General features: G+C 59.3%; 15 protein-coding genes and 1 pseudogene. 8 read left to right on the plus strand and 8 right to left on the minus strand.

The annotated features are described in order from the left end of the window. Nucleotides 1–46: 46 nt before the first annotated feature. The gene (locus tag HMPREF3011_RS08355) at nucleotides 47–1,297 is read right to left on the minus strand and encodes a M20 family metallopeptidase (RefSeq protein ID WP_187402553.1); all 1,251 of its coding nucleotides are present in this window, start codon (nucleotides 1,295–1,297) and stop codon (nucleotides 47–49) included. A gap of 172 nt (nucleotides 1,298–1,469) precedes the next feature. On the opposite strand from HMPREF3011_RS08355, the gene HMPREF3011_RS11110 reads away from it, so the two are divergent. After that, entirely contained in the window at nucleotides 1,470–2,153 is a 684-nt protein-coding gene (locus HMPREF3011_RS11110) for a hypothetical protein (RefSeq protein WP_141737476.1), read from the plus strand. A 9-nt stretch (nucleotides 2,154–2,162) separates the two neighbouring features. Here the strand turns inward: HMPREF3011_RS11110 and upp are convergent, their stop codons facing one another. Further along, nucleotides 2,163–2,798: a uracil phosphoribosyltransferase gene (upp, locus tag HMPREF3011_RS08370; RefSeq protein WP_049171962.1), complete on the minus strand. Its 636-nt coding sequence runs from the start codon at nucleotides 2,796–2,798 to the stop codon at nucleotides 2,163–2,165. Between the two features lie 347 nt (nucleotides 2,799–3,145). On the opposite strand from upp, the gene HMPREF3011_RS08375 reads away from it, so the two are divergent. The 3 genes from HMPREF3011_RS08375 (at nucleotide 3,146) to HMPREF3011_RS08385 (ending at nucleotide 5,871) form a co-directional block, all read left to right on the plus strand. Continuing rightward, complete coding sequence (locus HMPREF3011_RS08375; protein WP_038627794.1) at nucleotides 3,146–3,466, plus strand: hypothetical protein; 321 nt, start codon at nucleotides 3,146–3,148, stop codon at nucleotides 3,464–3,466. Nucleotides 3,467–3,594: 128 nt separating this feature from the next. Further along, nucleotides 3,595–4,497 carry a C40 family peptidase gene (locus HMPREF3011_RS08380; protein ID WP_246821478.1) on the plus strand — a complete coding sequence of 301 codons (903 nt, stop codon included), beginning with the start codon at nucleotides 3,595–3,597 and terminating at the stop codon, nucleotides 4,495–4,497. A gap of 132 nt (nucleotides 4,498–4,629) precedes the next feature. Continuing rightward, nucleotides 4,630–5,871 carry a hypothetical protein gene (locus tag HMPREF3011_RS08385; protein ID WP_038627792.1) on the plus strand — a complete coding sequence of 414 codons (1,242 nt, stop codon included), beginning with the start codon at nucleotides 4,630–4,632 and terminating at the stop codon, nucleotides 5,869–5,871. Between the two features lie 30 nt (nucleotides 5,872–5,901). On the opposite strand, the gene HMPREF3011_RS08390 is transcribed toward HMPREF3011_RS08385, so the two are convergent. Further along, nucleotides 5,902–7,131, minus strand: a complete 1,230-nt coding sequence (locus tag HMPREF3011_RS08390; protein ID WP_038627790.1) for an adenosine deaminase — start codon at nucleotides 7,129–7,131, stop codon at nucleotides 5,902–5,904. A 156-nt stretch (nucleotides 7,132–7,287) separates the two neighbouring features. On the opposite strand from HMPREF3011_RS08390, the gene HMPREF3011_RS08395 reads away from it, so the two are divergent. Continuing rightward, complete coding sequence (locus HMPREF3011_RS08395) at nucleotides 7,288–8,538, plus strand: D-alanyl-D-alanine carboxypeptidase family protein (protein ID WP_038629395.1); 1,251 nt, start codon at nucleotides 7,288–7,290, stop codon at nucleotides 8,536–8,538. On the opposite strand, the gene HMPREF3011_RS08400 is transcribed toward HMPREF3011_RS08395, so the two are convergent. The 3 genes from HMPREF3011_RS08400 to HMPREF3011_RS08410 form a co-directional block, all read right to left on the minus strand. Continuing rightward, nucleotides 8,539–9,564 (minus strand): YhjD/YihY/BrkB family envelope integrity protein, encoded by a 1,026-nt coding sequence (locus HMPREF3011_RS08400; RefSeq protein WP_038627788.1) that lies wholly within the window; start codon nucleotides 9,562–9,564, stop codon nucleotides 8,539–8,541. A gap of 62 nt (nucleotides 9,565–9,626) precedes the next feature. Continuing rightward, complete coding sequence (gene trpS / locus HMPREF3011_RS08405; RefSeq protein WP_038627786.1) at nucleotides 9,627–10,682, minus strand: tryptophan--tRNA ligase; 1,056 nt, start codon at nucleotides 10,680–10,682, stop codon at nucleotides 9,627–9,629. A gap of 143 nt (nucleotides 10,683–10,825) precedes the next feature. Further along, nucleotides 10,826–11,257 carry a hypothetical protein gene (locus tag HMPREF3011_RS08410; protein ID WP_070560858.1) on the minus strand — a complete coding sequence of 144 codons (432 nt, stop codon included), beginning with the start codon at nucleotides 11,255–11,257 and terminating at the stop codon, nucleotides 10,826–10,828. Between the two features lie 190 nt (nucleotides 11,258–11,447). On the opposite strand from HMPREF3011_RS08410, the gene HMPREF3011_RS08415 reads away from it, so the two are divergent. Next, complete coding sequence (locus tag HMPREF3011_RS08415) at nucleotides 11,448–14,135, plus strand: DUF6541 family protein (protein WP_038627782.1); 2,688 nt, start codon at nucleotides 11,448–11,450, stop codon at nucleotides 14,133–14,135. Between the two features lie 25 nt (nucleotides 14,136–14,160). Here HMPREF3011_RS08415 and HMPREF3011_RS08420 read toward each other — a convergent pair whose 3' ends face one another. After that, the gene (locus HMPREF3011_RS08420; RefSeq protein WP_038627780.1) at nucleotides 14,161–15,117 is read right to left on the minus strand and encodes an exodeoxyribonuclease III; all 957 of its coding nucleotides are present in this window, start codon (nucleotides 15,115–15,117) and stop codon (nucleotides 14,161–14,163) included. Nucleotides 15,118–15,160: 43 nt separating this feature from the next. Then, nucleotides 15,161–16,471 carry an MFS transporter gene (locus HMPREF3011_RS08425; protein WP_038627777.1) on the minus strand — a complete coding sequence of 437 codons (1,311 nt, stop codon included), beginning with the start codon at nucleotides 16,469–16,471 and terminating at the stop codon, nucleotides 15,161–15,163. A 395-nt stretch (nucleotides 16,472–16,866) separates the two neighbouring features. Here HMPREF3011_RS08425 and HMPREF3011_RS08430 point away from each other — a divergent pair, with 395 nt between their 5' ends. Both HMPREF3011_RS08430 and HMPREF3011_RS08435 read left to right on the plus strand, forming a co-directional pair. Then, the gene (locus HMPREF3011_RS08430) at nucleotides 16,867–17,904 is read left to right on the plus strand and encodes a hypothetical protein (protein WP_038627775.1); all 1,038 of its coding nucleotides are present in this window, start codon (nucleotides 16,867–16,869) and stop codon (nucleotides 17,902–17,904) included. Nucleotides 17,905–18,169: 265 nt separating this feature from the next. Continuing rightward, a pseudogene (locus HMPREF3011_RS08435) lies at nucleotides 18,170–20,330 on the plus strand (NADP-dependent isocitrate dehydrogenase). The last annotated feature ends 268 nt before the right edge of the window (nucleotides 20,331–20,598 follow it).

Genomic DNA, 20,598 nt, shown 5'->3' on the forward strand with positions numbered 1-20,598 from the left:
AATGTAACTACCGCGGGAGGCATTTTCCCCGCTTTGCCCCAATATTCTAACGGACAGTCATGGTTGGCTGCGCGCCATCCTCATAGCGTGCGACGATGCCAGCGAAGAGTTTCACACCAACGCCCAGGCAACGCTCGTCCACGATTAGATCATCTCGGTGCAAATCGTGCTTGTCTCCACGACCGGACCAGCAGCCCAGACGAGCCATCGCACCCGGGACGTGCTCGAGATACCAACCGAAGTCCTCGCCGCCGGACGACTGTGGGGCCTGAATGACAGCATTCTCGTCCACTCGTCGCACCGCTTCCGCAATCAGGGCGGTGCAGTATTCGTCGTTAAGCACAGGCGGCACGCCACGCTCGTAGTTGATGGTGCAATCGGCGCCGGTCGGAGCGAGGACCTGTTCAATCAGTTCGCGCACAAGTGGATCGATGTCGCGCCAGGTCTTGATGTCCGCGGTGCGCAGGGTGCCACTGACGCTGCCTTCCGACGGAATCGCGTTGTGCGCGTACCCGGAGTGAACGGAGCCGAACGTCAGCACGGTGCCCGTACGAGGATCGACGCGTCGCGACAGCAAGCCCGGCAAATCTACAATCAATTTACCCAGCGCATAGACAACATCGGCCGTCATCTGCGGACGAGAGGTATGCCCGCCCGGACCATGCACCTGAATCTCCAGGGTGTCGGCTGCAGAGGTGATGGCACCTGTTCGAACGCCAACGTGACCGACACGTAACTTCGGCTCACAGTGGACAGCAAAAATACGTTCAACACCATTGAGCGCACCGGCAGCGATAACTTCGGGCGCACCGCCAACCATGACTTCCTCTGCCGGTTGGAAAATGAAACGCAGCGGAGTAGGCAACGTGTGCTTCTCGTGGTACTCAGCCATGGCCAATGCCGTCGCGAGCGTAATCGCGGTGTGAAAATCATGCCCGCAGGCATGCATGACGCCATCGTTGGTGCTGGCAAACTCCAGCCCCGTGGTCTCAGTAATTGGAAGCGCGTCTATGTCACCACGGAAAGCGAGACGCCCTGGGAGTTCACCTCCGGCGTCACTACCGGCGAGTTCGGCTTCACCAATGTCAACCATCAAGCCGGTGTTGGGAAACAGCACTGGTTTCAGCCCTGCAGCACGCAGCTTCTCCTCCACAAAAGCCGTGGTGGCGTGCTCCATGTGAGATAGCTCTGGGTGCGCATGAAGATGCCGCCGCCACTCGAGAACCTCGTTCGCATGCTCGGCCCACCAGTGCTTAATAAACTCCTCAATCACAACTCTCCAGTGTAAGCGCTCCATCGACAGGCCGTAACAAGAGGCCTACCGACGACTGGGCCAGCGATAGCAGTGGCCGGCAAGCGCTTGAATGTCAGCGCCAGACGTACACATGACCAGGAGTCACTTCTTTAACTTTGACCTCTTCAATTATCAGATGTTTCACATTTTGAGGAAGTCTGCGATGATAATAGGCATGTCCGGCAATGGCACACCTAAGTCTCTCAGCATCCCCATCATCATCGTGGCCACAGCACTCGTGGTCGTCATCGGCATCGCCATCGGCCTGTCGCTGAACAATAGTGATGAGCCCCAGCGTCCGGAGGTCCCCTCCTCCTCGCAGCCGACGTCGCCCAGTTCGACACCGCCGTCCTCGACGAGTTCGACTTCTACGAGCAAGACGACCACCACGACGACAACTACGTCGAAGACCTCCGAGACGTCGTCAAGCACGCCGAGCACTTCGACATCTTCCTCGTCGTCGACGCCGAGCACCACGTCTTCGTCATCCACGACGACGAGCTCCGAGCCGACATCAGCTCCGGAGGGACAGGACTTCGGCACTGGGCGCTCCGACCTGGACGGCCTGGGCTTCGTGGGCAGCTCCGCACGCTGCGACAGCGGCGACCGAGCTTTTGCTGTTGTCGCCGCTGAACAGGGAATTAAGGCTGCTGCTTGTGAGACACGCTCCGGCGAGAAGTACTACCGCTCCGATACACCACAGGGTTCCGGATCGATGGACATCATCGTCGATGAGGGCGACCGCGTTGTTGCACAAAACGGCTCGTACAAGTACCAGATGTCCCCCGACGGAGTTCTTGTGACCAAGGACAACGAGGTCGTCAAAAAGTACGCTGCAGAAGCCTGGGGCACTGCCTAAGAAATCAACTTAAAGATCAATGTTGCGGGGACCGTAGAGGCGGTCGCCCGCATCTCCCAGCCCCGGCACGATGTAGGCATCCTCGTTAAGATCCGGGTCCACCACAGTGGTGACAAGACGCACCGGGAAACCGGATTCCTTCAAGGCGTCGACACCCTGCTGTGCGGAAATGATGCACACGGCCGTGATGTTGTCCGCTCCGCGATCTGCCAACAGCTTCAGGGCATGCAGCAGTGAACCACCGGTTGCCAGCATTGGGTCGACCAGGAAGACAGTGCGCCCGGACAAATCCTCCGGCAGCGCCTCGAGGTACGGCACCGGCTCATGGGTTTCCTCATTACGAGCCAAGCCAATAAATCCCACCTGCGCATCCGGAATCATCGACAGCGACGGATCAATCATGCCAAGCCCCGCACGAATGACGGGAACAATAATCGGCGGATCCTGCAGACGGTAACCCGGCGCGGTGGTGATTGGGGTCTGAACATCGAAGTTATCGACGGGCAGCTCCCGGCTTGCCTCGTAAATCAGCATTGCGCCCAGATCGGCGAGTGCCGCACGGAAGCCCGCGTTATCAGTGCGCGCGTCGCGCAGAATGGTCAAACGTGACTGTGCCAAGGGATGGTTGACAACGGTAATCTCCATGCCTTCCAAAATACATTGCTTTGCTTTTGCCGCTCTGGTGCCGGCATCGCAAGTTTCTGAAAACGCGTTCCGCAAAAAAGATGGAACCGAATCGGCCTTTTTCGCGCCTAACAATACGAGGGCTTTTTACTGCGCCCCATTTGTGTAAGCCCGCTTACTACCAAATCCACTTGCCACTCAGTCGCCGTCCGAACCTCGCTAGCCGTTCTGCCACAGCACTGAGTGTTTAACCACACGCGAATTTCCTAGAGAGGCCGTAAATCTTGTCCCGTCCATCACCGCACAGTCCCCACAGCCAATCATTTCTCTCTCCGGCCACTAGCGGGAATGACTCAGTCTTTACGCTGGTGCCAGAGCTTATTTCTGCCAATGCCGCGCGCCTTGACGCATTGTCGCAGCAGGACAGCGGCACTGCCTTGGACATCAGCGCACTGCACTCGCTTGGCGACGTCCCGTTTGCCGGCCCCTTCTGTCACGCTGCAGCCACTGCTCTACAGCGCCAACATGAGCATGTGGCTGAGCTGAATGAGTACGGCACCAGCGCTGCTCGTGCACTGAACGCTCTTGTCTCTGCGGTGTCCACTGCTGAAGATGCAGGCGCACATGCGTTGCAGTCCATTTCACCGAAAATGGGAGCCGTTGCAGCTCGCGGGATTGGCGGTGCGTGATGCTTCCCACCAATCTACTTACGGAAGTCCCCAGCGCGATTGCACAACAGCTAAGTCCTGCCATCGCGCCCGCACTGGCAGGACTTGCTGGGGCCGCAATCCCCGCCGCGAGTACTGCCTGGCGCTCTGTGGCAGATTCCGTTGACCGCAACTGGGGCGATGGTGCTCGTTCCGGGGCAGGAGCCGCGGGAACAAGCCTCAAACAGGCTGCAAATGCGGCAGCCGACTTGGAAGCTCGCGCCGGAACCATTGACAGTGACATTGCCAAGGGCCTAGCCGCAGTAATGTCAGCGGCCACTGATTTGGCCCGGATTGCCATGGATTTTGTTACTTCCGCCATGGGCTCGCTGACTGCGACGGCTGCGGGGCCCGCAGGTCTCGCCGCAACCGGTGCCAGCCTAGTCTCAGCGGCCAGTTCCTCGATCTCACAGGCCATTGCGCGGCTCATGAAACTAGAACAAGAACTGCGGCCTCTGGTGCAGTCGCTGATACAGCAGGCAAGCACCGCGGTGGACACCCCTGCCCCACCCCGTCCGACGCAGTTGGAGGCCCCAAGCCGCCTTCGCTTCTACGTCTACGAACACCCCAGGATTGGCCAGCGCTACCGACGCTGCAGATGGTTCGTGGGCGTCGTCCGATTCGGGCGGCGCGCCGGTGCCTGCGGATGCGGGGCTGGCGCGCCGACACCAGAAGCCCAAGCTGCGGTGAAAGCTGCACTCAGTGCCGTGGGAACGCCCTATGGTTGGGGCGGAAATACTCCGGGGCAGGCGCTCGATTGTTCAGGCTTGACGCACTGGGCCTACGGGCAAGCTGGTGTTGATATTCCCCGCACGGCAGAAGCACAGGCCGTCGGCCGACAGGTGAGCCAGGATGAACTGCTGCCTGGCGATCTTGCAGTGTGGGACGGCCATGTCGCCATGGTTATCGGCGACGGAAAGATGGTCGAAGCGGGCGATCCGGTACAGGTAAACCCCGTGCGTACAACCAACATCGGCATGCCGTTTAAGGGGTTCTACCGCCCGACCGGATAGTGCGGTGGGTATCTGCGTCGTAAAACTTCTAAGATAGGACTACGCAAACTTGCCACCCGTGGGGGCGCTGCAGGTATGACAATTTTTGAGTTTTAACAATCACCGACAAGCAGAAGGGCTGCGACGAAAACTATGGCCAGGAAAGGCATCGTTCCTATCGAACTCGAGCTGACCTCGGGCACCTTTTACACGTTGTGGGCTCCAAGCTGGCGTGAAGGTGGCTCCGAGTGGCAGGCTCTGCTCGGCCGCGGCGATGACATCTATTTGTTCTCATCAGCGGCAAAGCTCCTGGCTTTCCTTCAGTCGGATGCTCCTCACGACTTCACGCAGCACCCCAGCTGGCGCAACTTCAACCAGCAGCTACCGGGAGCGGCCATCGCGGCGCCACGCCACCGCTATGACCTGATTGGGCTGCCAGAAATTTTGGCTGGCCGGGCCGACTACGACCATGTTTCGCGCGCAGACCGCATTCTTGCCATCACTCGCTCGATTGGTGCGATCGCGGATCTCAATCCGATCAACCAGATGTTCGCCTCTCACTCTGTCCTGGCTGCCACACAAAATGGTGCTGATCACTTCCAGGGCGGTGGCGCCGCTCAGTGGTCAGCTATCGGCAGTGTCATCTTGACCAACTGGGACAATTGCATTGACGCTATCGACGCCATCGGCGCAAATACTCCGAACATCGATGAAGAGTCTGAAACCACTGCTGCAGTCGCACTAAAGGAAGCAGAGGCCGCGGAGCGTGAGCGTCGTGAAGCAGCGGAGAAGAAGCGCGAAGAGGAAAAGAAGGCCGCAGAGGAGACCGCCGGCGATCCGTACGATCAGACGGTGTGGGCCAACGCTGGCATCGACCCGATCAAGATCTCCATCGCTGGCCGCACGCTCTACACCTTGCGTTGTTACATGGGGCGTCGCCCGCTATTCCTGGGCAGCGCCGGTGAGATTCACACGTTCTCGCAGCCACGCACGATGGTACGTTGGCTGCTGGAGAACAAGCATCACGACATGTCGGCGCTGACGACGTGGGATGAAATCATCACTGCAGCCAACGCAGGTGAGCTAGAGGCCGTGGTGCACGAGGACAATGAGTACTCGTTTACCGGTCTGGCCGAGGATATTGAAAAGGGCCCGAACGCCGTGGACACCGCCCAGCTCGCCCGCGCGTACGAGCTACTCGCAGATGCCGCTGACTGGGCTGGTGATGATGCCGTGAACGAGGTACTGGCGGGCAATCAGCAGCTGCAGTGGCTGCTGAACTTCCTGCTGGACACCGGAGAGCTGTCCGAGCCAGTTCCGCCTTACGACGATGAGGCCAAGGGCTGGAGGCAGCTGGAGAAGGACTTGGCCGCTCGGTTTACGACCAAGATCTAGCTCCCACCCAGCAAAGCTGGCCGGCGCTGGCTAGTCCAGCGTCAGGTTCAGCTCGTCTTCGGCACCGAAACCCGCACCGTTGACATCAGTTTCGATGTCCTCGTCGCTGTTGTCGATAAGCTGCAGGTAAGCGGGGTAAATAATGGTGTCCATGATGTGTTCGCGGGTCGGCAGATCCACGAATGCATTGTTTAGCGCATTCGAGGTCAGTTCGAACAGCTCGCTGTAGCCGTAGCCGAAGTTCTCCACCAGCTCCATGCACTCCCTGGTCATGGAAGTCGCACCAATCAGACGGTTATCCGTGTTGACGGTGCAGGCGAAACTCATATCGTCGAGAAGCGAGAACGGGTGATCCGCAACGCTGTCACAGACACCCGTCTGAACGTTGGAGGTCGGGCAGATTTCCAGCGGAATCTGGCGGTCACGAATAGCGGAGGCAACCTCCTGACATTCGATGCCCTCGAGGGAAGCACCGAAGTCCTCGTAGATGCGCACACCGTGCCCCAGGCGGCGAGCACCTTGCACGACAGCGTCCTGCAACGAATCCACACCGGCGTCTTCACCTGCGTGAATGGTGACCGGAATGAGGTTCTCCCGCAGCATAGTGAATGCTTCGGCGTGGTTAGCCGGCGGGAAGCCGTTTTCCGGTCCAGCGATGTCAAAACCGACAACGTACCCGTCGGAGTTCTTCCCGTAGTTGTCGATGACCAGCTGTGCGACTTCCTTGGAATTGTTATTCTGGCGCATCGCACAGACCAACAGACGTGCGGTGATGTGCTTTCCCTCAGCGGCGGCATGGGCTTCACCCTGCGCCAGGCCTTCGACCAGAGCGTCGATAACAGCCTGCATATCCAGGCCCTTTTCCAGATGGTTTTCCGGAGCGAGGCGCAGCTCAGCGTAGACAACGTTGTCGGCAGCCAAATCCTCGACGGCCTCACGCGCCACGCGCGTCAGCGACTCAGCGGTCTGCATGACGGCGCAGGTGTGCGCGAAGGCAGTCAGGTAGCTCGGCAACGAGCCAGAGTTGCCGGTGTCAATGAACCACTTCTCCAGTTCATCCACGTCGGTGGTGGGCAGCTGATCGGTGTAACCGCAGTCCGCGGCCAGGTCGATAACGGTCTGCGGGCGCAGGCCGCCATCAAGGTGATCGTGAAGCAGTACCTTGGGCAGGCTGGCGACAACCTTGCGCATCTCATCGAGATTCGATGCCGAAGACTGTGTGTCCAGAGACTGAGCATCACTGTGCAAAGAATTAGTCATAATGGCCAGACTATCGGTACTGCGCCCTCCGCTTCTACTTCACTGCCGCGGAATCGTATTTCTGCTTTGCACAAAGGCTTTCCCTCCCCCGTTTTCCCCCATCCACACACGAGAAATACGTCATTCCGAGTGACGTTTTACTACCCTTATTTCATCATGTTTCCCTCTCGCCGCTACTCGTCTGCCGTTACGCTGCTAGCCACCAGCGCTTTGCTTCTGCCGAGCACTGCCCCCGCAGCCATGGCGCAGAGCACCTCGCTTACCGACGACACTCCGATTGTCGGCCCCGCACCTGACATCCGTGACACGGAGGGCTGCCCCTACAAGACCCTCCCACCAGCACCAGTGGACTCCTCGGAGGTTCCGGCTCCCGGCGAAACATCTCCCCCTCCACTTCCGGTTCCCCAAAAACCGACTGGAGGTAGCAAAATGTCCGCCTGCGGCATTGTCAGCGGTGAGGGGTTTGACGTCCCGAAAGACCTCTCCGCCTCTGCATGGACGGTGTTCGATTTGAAATCCGGCGATGTCCTTGCGGCGAAGGACCCGCACGGCCGCTACCGTCCGGCATCGATTATTAAGGTGTTGCTGGCGATGGAGGCGCTCGAGGATTTGAAACTCGACACCTCGGTTAAAGCGACATTCGAGGACGCGAACATGGAGGGCTCTCGTGTCGGCATCGTCGAGGACGTGAACTACTCGGTAGAAACGCTCCTGACTGGCCTGTTGCTCAACTCCGGCAACGACACCGGCCACGCGTTGGCCCGCGAACTTGGTGGCATGGATAAGACCACCGAAAAGGTCAACGCCCTGGCAAAGAAATTGGGGGCGACGGATACGCGAGTGGTCAACCCGACTGGTCTCGATGCCCCGGGCCAGATGACGTCGGCATACGACATGTCACTGTTCTTCCAGCACGCATTCAACAATGAGACCTATCGCAAACTCTCGGCCACCCGCCTGGCCACCATCCCCGGAGACAAAGCTCTCGAGGTCGATGACTTCGAAATCGCCAACGACAATCAGCTGATTGCCCAGGACTATCCCGGCGCGCTTGGAGGCAAAACCGGTTTTACCGACGATGCCCGTCACACCTTCGCTGGGGTGGCTGAGCGCGACGGCCGTCGTCTCGGCGTCATCATCCTCGACGCCACTGTGGAGGATTCACCGCGCCCCTGGGAGCAGGCAGCATCGCTTCTCGACGCCGGCTTCGCGGCCCCGCAGGACAGCTCTGTCGGTGTCCTCGAAGCGGAAGCGACTGAGAATACGTTGGTAGAAAAATTGCCCGATATCCTGGACGACGAGTCAACAGGAACCGGGCTGAAAATTACTGTCAGCGCTGCCATCGTAGGTGTCATCGCATTGATTGCGATGGTCACCTACCGCTTCGGCAGACGCGATCGCGGCTAATTATTTCGAACCGAGCAGGCGGTTCAATCCGGACGGGTTGGCCGCTTCCGCACGGACGTTAATGACAGCAGGAGCAGGCGCATCCAGCTCCTCGTCGGCAAGCGCTTCTTCGGTCGTCGCGGTCCAGGCAGTGGCGTACATAGTGATGCGCCAGATGAGGTAGAAGACGACCATCAAACCGATGACCGGACCGAAAACTGCACCGGCCGGGTTCGACAGGGCGTTGGAGAAGAAAACGCTACCGAGCTGCTTGACAACCTCAAGGCCAATCGCACCGATAATCGCGCCCTTTGCCGCAGAGCGGAACGGGGCACCCCCGCGTGGCAGGAAAGCGAGCATCCAGAAGAACAGCAGCCAGTTGGCGACGAGACCAATGGCGATGGCAATCAATCCTGCGATTATTGTGATTCCCGGGACATGGGCCAGACCAATCTTGTCCAGCAGGGACTGTGTCAGTCCGGAAGAGCCGGCCGCGGTGACAGCGAAGGTCAGCAGGATCATAACCAGCATGCCCAGCAGACGCAGCAGGTCGCGAACCTTTCCCATCACGAAGTTGCTAGCGCCTAGCGGGCGCTTCCACAGCTGTGTCACTGCGTTGGAGAGGTTGCTCATCCAACTAAGACCCGACCACAGGGTGGCGATGAAACCGACGGTGAAAACGCCACCGGCCTGATCGATCGCACCTTCAATAATTGCGTTGATGGTGTCGCCCATCGACCCATCGATGGAGTCTGTGATAGCGGACTGAATTTGCTCGAGCAGTTGCTCACTACCACGCAACACAAGCGCGAGGATGGCAAATGCCGTCATGATAAGGGGGAAAATCGACAGCACGGAGAAGTACGTGACAGCGGCGGCAAAAAAGTTGCCACCCTGCTCAGAGTAGCGCTCCTGCATCCGCATAATGTGATCGAACCACGTCCACTTTTCGCGGAGGCGGTCGATTGCGCTCGGTTCATCGGCGTGTACACGCTCGATGCCATAGCGGTCCGTTCTCTTCGGATCTTTTTGAGTAGAGGTTGCCATGTCCTCTACCTTAACGTGCCAGCTTTCGGTACGGAGACTGAAGCGCAGAGTCTACAGCTGGATTAACGGTTGGCAGCCTTCAGGAACCCGACGCGCTCGTACACATCTGCAAGTGTCTTGGCGGCAACTTCACGGGCACGGTCAGCGCCTTCGGCCAGGATTCGTTCCAACTCACCGCGATCAGCCATGAGCTCCTCATAGCGAGCACGCAGTGGCGTGGTGAATGCTTCCAGCGCATCTGCGGTATCAGCCTTCAGCTGGCCGTAGCCTGCGCCTTCGTAGCCGGCAACGAGCTCGTCGACAGGCTTGTCGGTCAACGCCGACTGAATGACCAGCAGGTTGGATACGCCCGGCTTGTTCTCACGGTCGAAACGAATTTCGCCATCGTTGTCGGTAACGGCCGAGCGAATGCGCTTGGCAGAGACCTTTGGGTCGTCCAACAGATTAATAATGCCCTTCGGGTTTGCACCCGACTTGCTCATCTTCGAGGTCGGACCCTGCAAGTCATAAATCTTGGCGGAGCCTTCCATGATGTGCGGATCCGGCACAACGAACGTTTTCTTGTAGCGGGAGTTGAAGCGCTGCGCCAGGTTACGCGTCAGCTCGAGGTGCTGGCGTTGGTCCTCGCCCACCGGCACCAGCTGTGGGCGGTAGAGCAGAATGTCGGCGGCCATCAGCATCGGGTACGCAAACAAACCAGCGGAGGTGTGTTCCGCGCCCTGACGAGAGGACTTGTCCTTAAACTGCGTCATACGGCTGGCTTCACCAAAGCCAGTCAAGCAGGTCAGCACCCATCCGAGCTCCGCGTGCTCGGGCACATGCGACTGCACGAACAGCACCGACTTCTCCGGATCAATACCAAGTGCAATCAGCTGTGCGGCACCTGCGATAGTGCGCTGACGCAGCTCCTTCGGATTCTGCTCGACAGTGATGGCGTGCAGGTCTGGAATGAAGTAGTAAGCGTCGAAGTCATCCTGCAGATTAATCCAGTTCTTCAATGCTCCCAGGTAGTTGCCCAGGTGGTAGGAATCTGCGGTCGGCTGAATGCCGGACAGAACGCGCTGCTTACGAGCACTCGGTGCAGGATTAGTTGCTTCAGGACCCTTGCTTTCACTCATAGCCAATAAGTTTAGCGCGAGCTTCATAGTGGAGAGTCGGCGACGTACCCATTTCGACGACATCGCAGGCTTTACAGGAACGCCAATCCTTAATATCCGGTCTTTAAATCGACGTCGACTACCGGGAAAGCGACCACCAAAAACTAGTCCTGACGGCCCTTGTACCCTTGCTCCACAAGCATTCGATCGGATAGCAATTTGACGGTTCGCGCTGCAGCGGCTGGCGATTCCTCGGGGTACAGTGCGCGCACCAGCGTGACAGCCGGGCGGATGCCGTGTTCAGAGAGAACACGTCGAACACGCTCGCGCTCCCCCTGGGTCAACTCCAGTGGAGCTACGGGAGGCCTGCGGGTGTAGGACACGACCATGACGACTCCCAGCAGAACAATGAGTCCGAGGGAAATCCACAGTGGCCACGCGTAGGCAAAAGACAGCACGATAAACGCAACGATGACACCGGAAGTCACGACCACCGGGACATTGACAGCAGTACCAGGATCGTTCTGCAGGCTCCGTGCGATGGCTTCCAAATCGGCCATCTGGTGCCGCTTGTTATCTCTCTCGCCGTTTTTCACTGTGAATGTCCTCTCCTTTCCGGGTCCGCACCGAGCTCGCTTCAAGTCTCGCGCAAATTCGCGCTTGGGCTTTACAGCAGCTGAAGTCTCATCAGCCCTTCTTCAAATCTTAGGCGCTCGCGTCCCAAGTGCCGAACTAACCCACAGGTATTATTGGACTAATTCAATTCTCTTATCCGTCAGGAGTCCCATGCTCGCTGCCATTGCGGTTGCCGTCTTCATCCTGCTGATCCCAGGCACAGTTCTCGGTTGGGTCAGTGGGCTACGTCCCACGCTCGCGTTGGCATCTGCCGGCCCATTAACGATGGGTGTGATCGGTTTTTCCGCATGGTCGTCTCACGCGCTTGGGCTGGATTACACCTGGCTCTTCGTGGCCGGCATGTGGGCATGGTTCTGTGCCATTGGCTATCTGGTGCGCAGATTCATCCCCCGGGCAACGCCCGAAGACGGCTTCGATTCCGGCGTTGTCACCGCGATGATTGTCGCCGGGGTCACGGTAGTCGGCTCGATGCGCGCCATGCTCGTGCTTAACGACGTCCCCGGTGGCCCCGGCGCTATCCGCGAGGCCTGGGATATGCTCTGGCATACCAACTTTCTCCGGTTCATTGACGAGCATGCAATAGCCTCGCCCACCGCGGCCGGTGACCTGATGAATCAGGAGACCGGAGCCGAAATGTTCTACCCCACCGGCTGGCATGCCGTGGCGGGGCTGCTGCCCGGCTCGGTTTTCCTCGATTCCAACGTGTTTGCGTTCTTGGCCCCGGCGCTGCTTCTGCCCGCAGCAACTGCGGTGCTAGCCCGCACCGCAGTTGGCCCTAAGTGGGCGGCCTATGCCGGTCCCGCAGCTGCCGTCGCGACGCTGATGCTTCCGGAGATTTGGGTGGCTCTTTGGCGCACATCCTCCATGCCGTATCTGCTCGCGGTGGCCACTTTGCCGATCGCTGCGGCTTTGACCATGCGGGGCTATATTGTCCCCGCTACGCTTGCCCTGGTCGGCACGTTTATCACCCACCCGGCCGGCGCAATTGCTGCTGTGCTCTTTGTTGGCTTGTGGTTGATCACCCAACCGAGTGTCAGTGGCCTCGCTCGCACACTAATTATCGGAGCGCTCTCACTGGTGATGACTCTCCCGGCAGCATTGTCCGCTAGCGGGCAAGGTGAATCCGTTGCGGGCTTTACCGGCCAAATTGAGATTTCCCGCTCCGAATCACTGTGGCGGACTCTTATCGGGTTTTCCCGCTATGCTGACGAGCCCATCTTTTCCCAGACTGTTCTGGTTCTTGTGCTCATCGGCCTGGTGGTGGCGCTGGTCTCTCGCCTACCAGACAGCCCGTGGGCGCCGTGGCCGGCACTGGCTTTCGGGCTGCTCTTTGTGGTGTCCGATAGTGCGCAGTCCCGTTGGGATGAGCCGTTCGGCACCTATCTGAAGTTTATTGGCACTTTCTTCTACGACATGCCGTACCGTATGCAGGCGGTTATGGGAATTCTGCGCGCAGTGCTGGTCGGCTACGCAGTCGCGGCTGCCGTTGTCGCGATTGTGGCTGCGGCGCAGTGGATCGTCGCAAAGCGAAATCAGCCGGTCAAGTCGTGGAATCCTGCGCTGGCGATGGGGCTCGTAGCGGCACTGGCGATTGTGCCTGCGACCTGGGTGAGTGGGCCTGCTCAGCGCGAGGCAATTCGTGGAAGTTTCGGAAGCACGTTTGTGACCGCTGCGGACATGGAAGCTATTGATTGGCTGTCCGAGCAGCCGCATGCGTTTGAGGGGCATATCCTCAATGACCGTCGTGACGGTTCTGCGTGGATGTACGCCATCGCTGGGCTGCCGACGCTGTTCCGCCATTTCTCCTTCTCCGACAAAACTGCCGAGGCAAGCAAGAAGCTGCCGACAAACGTTGACTTGCTGGGCTCACATCCGGAATTCGATGCCATGGCGAAAAAACTGGGCGTGCATTACATCATTAGTTCTCCGCCAGGTGTGAACACGGATGGCACGGAGGCGCTGTCGATGCGTTCCTGGGCATGGCACGCGCCGGGGCTCACGCCCGTGTATCACGACGGTTCTGTGATGATTTTCGCGGTCAACAAGATGTTTTCACCTGAAGAGTTGCACGCTGTTGTCAACAGTTCCCCACACCGCCCGGCGCGCCCCAATCCGCTGTGGATGCCTCCGCGCCAGCCGATCATCCCCTCCCCCGACGAGGCTGCCGATCCGCTCGCCGGCGCGCATATCACCGTCGACTCTCGCCGCGGGGCCATCGAGACTATCAACGCTGACCTGCCTCGCGCACTGCGTTTGAGTGGGGATACTTCCGCTCACATCGACAGCATCGTGCAACGTGCCAACGAGAAGCTCCGTCAGCGCGGCGCAATCGTTGGCGCGCATTCGCTTGCCGACGGCACGGAGAGCGCAGCCACCGTAATTGTCGGTCGCTCATCAGAGGACCAGACCCTTTCTGGGGATAACATCGGCGATCGTGGTTTTTCGGTATCCGCTGTGGTGGAGTCCCTCGAGCCAAAGGACGATGACCCTGCTGACTGGCAGCTGGCGGCAGGTGTGCGTGACGGAATGGTGTTCCGAGGTTTCAATCCGCACAGCAGTTACAGCACAAACGGGGTGCCAACAGAGTTTCGTACCGGTCTGGCGCCGGCAGTGGCGGTGAACCAGAGTTCGCGGTCGCATGCGCCGACGGTTGCGCTATCGCTGGGAGCGGTGGGCGCTGAAAAACTCACCCGCGATTTGGCCGACCCGGCTATGCAGGACAAATGGGCCGACGCCATCGTTGACGGCATTGCCTCCATGTTGCGGCAGAACCGACATCTCGTAACCGCTCCCGAGCCGGAGTTGATCCCAGAATTCGCTGGAGTCGGAGCATACTAGTCCGCGGCCTAGGCGCGTGCCGAGTCTAGGCGTACTCCACGATCACCGGCGCGTGGTCCGTCCAGCGAAGATCGTAGGCGGCAGGCTTGTCCACCACCGAGCTGACGGCACGCTTGAGCATTGGTTCGGTTGCCGCCTGGTAGTCGATGCGCCAGCCGGCATCTGTATCGAACGCCTTACCGCGGTAGGTCCACCAGGACCAAGGGCCGTCGGCCTCTGGGTGAAGACGGCGGGTGACATCAAACCACACCGGATCTGCATTGGGCGCCGGGGCCTCCCACACGGAACCATCGGAGAAGGCACCGGATTCCAGCTCCTTGTCGCTGGCCTGAACCTGCGAATCCTGGGGAACCTCATCGGGCCAGCAGCCGAAGACCGAGTCCATCCAGGCGCGCTCCTGTGGCAGGAAGCCGCTCTTGCGGCGGTTGGTCTTCCAGTTCTTCAAATCCTGTTCGCGGTGACAGATGTTCCAGTCGCCGCCGATAACTGCGTGGTGACCGTCGCGCCCCTTGGCACCCAGTTCCGCCAGGTAATCAGAGAAGGCATCGAGGAAGCGGTACTTCTCATCCTGCTTCTCACTAAGCGCGGCACCGGACGGCAGGTAGAGGCTGGCAATCTGGACATCCGCATCCAGGCCGGTATCCGCTGCCGGGGCAACCCCACTGATAAACCGACCGGATTCTTCGAACTCCTCCGAGCCGATGCCCACCTGGACGTCGTTAAGCGGAAAGCGCGAGAGAATGCCCACCCCGGCGCGCCCCTTGGCACCCAGGTTTTCAGCGCCGACCCAATGCCATCCGGCATCGAAAGCGGGCGCGAGGGCCTTGCGTGCCTGGTCGTCGGTGGCGCGGACTTCCTGCAGCAAAACGACATCGGAACTGGTGTGCTTCAGCCACTCCAACAGTCCGAGGTTGGTTTCGCTGCGCTCTTTGACGGCGGCGCGGATGCCGTTGACATTGATTGTCGCGATTGTAAGGCTCATGCCCTCATACGTTACCTATGCGTACGCTACGCCTTGTAGACCTCTAGCGCAGTTCGATGCGCTCGGACTTCTTCGCCTGTGAGCGGCGGTACAGAACAATGGTCGGCAGAGCGATGAAGATAGCCAGCATCGCCAACGTTGCGCCGCCCAAAGCCGGTGCGCGGTAGCCATAACCGGAAGCGATGACCCAACCACCGAGCGCGGCTCCGAATGCGTTGGCCATGTTCAATGCGGCCTGGTTGAGAGCTGCCGCCAGCGTCTGTGCGCGACCTGCGACATCCATCAGACGGGTCTGCAGATTCGGTACCAATACCGATCCCAGCAGACCGATAAGGAGGAAGTTGATCGTGCCCAGCACAGCATTCTGCGAGGTGAAGTAGAAAGCACTGAGCATGATTACCATCAGCACCAGCGCAACCATGATGCCCCACTCCCCGATGCGGTCGGAGAGCCATCCGCCAATGTAGGTACCGACTACCATGCCGATGCCGTAGGCCATCAGCACAATCCAGATGTGGTTTTCGCTCATGCCCGCTTCGCGAGTCATGGTCCAAGTGATATAGGTGTAGACCGCGAACATTCCGCCGAAACCAACGGTGCCGATTGCGACGGTCAGCAGCACCTGCGGTGTCACCAGGGCGGAGAGCTCATCCATCGGACGCGTCTTCGGCATACGGTTCATATGCGGCACAGCGAACCACAGCGAAACAAGTGCAATCAGGCCGATGACCGCTACAAACGCGAAGGCACTGCGCCAACCGTACATCTGCCCCAGCACCTGCGCGGCCGGCACACCTATCACAGTCGCCACCGACAGCCCCACGCCCGACAGGGCCACCATCTTTCCACGCTGCCCTGGCTTAGCCAGGGAGGCCGCCACCAGAGCAGCCACCGAGAAATACGCACCGTGCGGCAAACCGGCAATGAAGCGGGAGACCATGACAGCTTCGAAAGACCCCAGTGTGCCTGCCCATACCGTGGCACCATTGCCGATGGTAAATGCCGCCATCAGCAGCAGTAGCATGCGCCTGCGCGGAATCGAACCGGTCAGCACGGTAATCAGCGGTGCGCCCACGACAACACCGAGGGCGTACATCGAAATCATGCGCCCCGCGGCATCCTCATCGCGTCCGAAGGCGTCAGCGATGTAAGGCAGCAGGCCCATGGCCACAAACTCAGTAACGCCGATGCCGAATGCACCGACCGACAGAGCCACAATCACCAAGATTCGGCGTAGATCAGAGATGTCGTCCTGCACCGGAACAGGACGGCGATGCGAGCTAAACGCTCCCACACGACGTGCACGCGGTTTGTGGTCGTCGTTGTGGGTTGTTACTTCGCTTGACGACGTCATTGCGACCGTCTCCTTTTCTCTTCTTACGCCAGTTGGTGGGCTCTCAGTTCCCCTCGATTTTCGACCCAAGACGGGCTCGCAAAACCGCGAGGGGAGTCGAAAGGGAAAAATGAGACTCTACTCCGCAACACAAAAATTTCGCTATTCAATCCGTCTGTTCCCCGGGTATTTGTGCGCGGAATAACATCTACAGCCATTGGCGGTAGTCACTCACTCACGTTCTTCTAATACATTGTGCAATCGGCATTGTTTGCCGAGGGCTACCAATGCCCTCCGAGCGCCACGGACTTCCTACCATCGAGCGCTCCGGGTCTTCGATGCTGCCGTACTAGCTACCGGGTAAATTGTTTGAAAAGATATTTCGAACTGCAATACCGATAGGATCTTGAGCCGCTATGGGCGACCGCTATAACCTCTACGAGTCTCTGAAGCTGGATAGCGCAGCCAGCACCGAAGAGCTCCATGCAAACCTTTCTAGTCAGCTCTCTGAACTGCGGGATGCTGGTGTCTCGGAGTACTCCGGCGAGTTCCAGGAGAAGCTCACTGCGCTGCAAGTGCTAGGCGATGAGGGACGTCGTCGCGAATACGACGCTTTGCTGGCCGATGAGAACGCCACCATCACCATCGCGACGCTGCGCGGGCTGGCAAATCGCCCGGTACCCACTGCGCAGGAATCCTCGTTCCAGACACAAGCCCAGCAAGCCCAGCAAGCCCAGTCGCAGCCGTCATCGGCACAGCAGAATCAACAAGCACAGTGGTCCGCCCCAACTCAAAACGGACCTGCGACGGTAACCACCACGGTGACCACGGATGTACCGCCACTGCCGGCAAACGCCACACTGCAGAACATGTGGCAGCGCATGCCGCTCATTCCCCGAATTACTACCGGCCTGGTCGGTTTTTCAACCTTGATTGGCATCATCACAGTTCTGTACGCAATCAAGCTCAGCATCCAGGGCGCCAACAATCTCGGCAGCCTAGAGTCATCGTTGGGTGATTCTTGGGAGGGTATTGGCTACATGATGGGCGCTGCAGCCGCCCTCGTTCTCGTTCCAATCCTTTTACTGCTGGGAATGATGCTTGTCACCTTGACCGCATACTGGATTCACTCCATTCTCCGCGGCGAAGACTCAACGGCACCAATCTTTTTCTGCGTCACCGTGGCACCACTGGCGTTGACTATGACCATCATCCCCCTCCTGTTCTTGAGCTCCTGGGTGGATGTAGTCCTCTTCCTCGCAGGTGCCATGCTGATCGCCGCTTGCGTTCTTATGTTCCTCAAGGACATGCGCGCATGGTTCCGCGGCCAGAAACTGGTCAGGACTACCCAGTCAGCCCCGGGGCAGGTATATGCGCCGCAGCACCCCCAGTCTCAGAACATTCAGGGCTACCAGTTCGGCCAGAACAATCCTCCGAACAATACGCAGAACTAACTAAGCTGTCCTGAACCACCGCGCCGGCGTGCACGACACCCCAGCGCGGTTTTTCGTATTTGAGGGGCCTGAGCGCGGGGACCGTCGTAAAGCGAAAAATGGAATGAAAAGCGGTGAATAAGCGACAAATAAAAACGCATTTCGTGACTTACCTCACATAATTGCGTTATTCATATCACTATCACTGTTTTTGCGCTATGCCCCGACACAACCCAAGATTCAAAACTGGGTTATCGTGGAACAAAACAGATAGGAGACATGAATTATGGCGACAATTATTTGGACCCGTACTGACGAAGCCCCTCTGCTGGCGAGCTACTCGCTGAAGCCAATCGTGGAGGCATTTGCAAGCCAGGCTGGTGTCAATGTTGAAACCCGCGACATCTCCCTCGCAGGCCGCATTCTGGCTCAGTTCCCGGAGCGCCTTTCGGACGAGCAGAAAGCTGCCGAATATCTCTGCATCCGTCCCGCAGATTAAGCGCGCTGTCGCAGAGCTGCAGGAAAAGGGCTACGACATTCCGAAGTACAAGTCGCAGCCGGAAGGCGACGAGGAGACCGCCGACCGCGCAAAGTTCGACAAGGTCAAGGGCTCTGCCGTTAACCCGGTACTGCGCGAGGGTAACTCCGACCGCCGCGCTCCGGAGCCGGTGAAGAACTACGCCCGCAAGCACCCGCACCGCATGGGTGCTTGGTCCGCAGACTCCAAGACCAACGTCGCCACCATGGCCTCCAACGACTTCCGCCACAATGAGAAGTCCATTGTCATGCCGGAAGACGACAAGCTGACTTACCAGCTCGAGTCCAACGACGGCCATATCATCACCCTGAAGAAGGACATGCCGGTCCTCAAGGGCGAGATTATTGACGGCACGGGCATGAACGTCCACATCCTGGACAACTTCCTCCGCGCTCAGATCCGTCGCGCAAAGCGCGAGAACATCCTGTTCTCCGTCCACCTGAAGGCCACCATGATGAAGGTCTCCGACCCGCTGATTTTCGGCGAGGTCCTCAAGGCCTTCCTGCCATCTGTTTTCCCGAAGTTCGAGTCCAAGCTGGCCGCTGCCAACCTGACTCCGGACTATGGCCTCGCCGCTATCCTCGACGGCCTGCACAAGCTTGACGACGCAACCGCTGCAGCCGTCAAGTCCGCGATTGAAAAGGACCTGAAGGAGGGCCCGGCCCTCTACATGGTGAACTCCGACAAGGGCATCACCAACCTCCCCGTTCCGTCCGACGTCATCGTTGACGCCTCCATGCCTGCACTAATCCGCAACGGCGGCAAGGGCTGGGGCCCGAGCGGCGAAGAGAGCGACACTCTCGCTGTTATCCCGGACTCTTCCTACGCCGGCGTCTACCAAGCGGTCATCGATGATTGCCGCGCCAATGGCGCTTTCGACCCGGCAACCATGGGATCTGTCCCGAACGTCGGCCTGATGGCTCAGAAGGCTGAGGAGTACGGCTCCCACGACAAGACTTTCCAGGTTCCGGTTGACGGTGTCCTGCAGGTCATCAACTCCGCTGGCGAGGTTCTGATTGAGCACCACGTCGCCGAGGGTGACATCTGGCGCTCCTGCCAGACCAAGGACGCCCCAATCCGCGACTGGGTGAAGCTAGCCGTTAACCGCGCTCGTATCACTGGTGACCCTGCAGTGTTCTGGCTGGACCCGCAGCGTGCGCACGACAACAACCTGATCAGCAAGGTCAACGAGTACCTGGCAGATCACGACACCGAGGGTCTGGATATCCGCATCATGGATCCGGTGTCCGCCACCAAGTTCTCCCTCGAGCGCATCCGCCGCGGCGAGAACACCATTTCCGTAACCGGTAACGTTCTGCGTGACTACCTCACCGACCTGTTCCCAATTATGGAGCTGGGCACCTCCGCTAAGATGCTGTCGGTCGTGCCGCTGATGGCCGGCGGCGGTCTGTTCGAGACCGGTGCAGGCGGTTCCGCCCCGAAGCACGTCCAGCAGGTTCAGGAAGAAAACCACCTGCGCTGGGATTCCCTGGGTGAGTTCCTGGCACTGGCCGAGTCCCTGCGCTATGCCGCTGAGGATGACGACGACTCACGTCCGCGCGTCCTGGCCGAGGCCCTGGACAAGGCAACCGCTACCCTGCTCGACGAGGGCAAGTCGCCCTCCCGCAAGGCTGGCGAGATCGACAACCGCGGCTCCCACTTCTACCTGGCTCTCTACTGGGCACAGGAGCTGGCCAAGCAGGACGAGAACTCCGAGCTGAAGGAAGCTTTCGCACCGGTTGCTAAGGCCCTCACGGAGAAGGAAGAGTCCATCACCAAGACCCTGATTGATGCTCAGGGTTCCCCAGCTGATCTGGGTGGCTACTTCCTGCTGGACGATGAGAAGACCTCCGCAGTTATGCGTCCGTCCGCTGAGTTCAACGAGATTATCGACGGTTTGAAGAAGTAGGACTAACTGCTTGCCCCTGGGTGGTCTGGCTGGTCTGGTTGGCCGAGGCTGACCTAGACTGCCCGCCGATTTCAGGCGATAGCCCCTCGCTCATGTTGCATTTGATGCACATGATGCGTGGGGCTTTTTCTGTGCCCTGACCTCCATAACGGCCTTGACAACTTCGAGCGCCCTTCGGCGGTCTCCGGTACTTTTCGCCCATATCCAGCCCCCAGCTTGGCTCAACCCGACACTCGACACCGCAGCGCCCAATGCCCAGCCCCCCCCC

Source organism: Corynebacterium sp. HMSC074C04 (assembly GCF_001838295.1).
Classification (GTDB): Bacteria; Actinomycetota; Actinomycetes; order Mycobacteriales; family Mycobacteriaceae; genus Corynebacterium; species Corynebacterium amycolatum.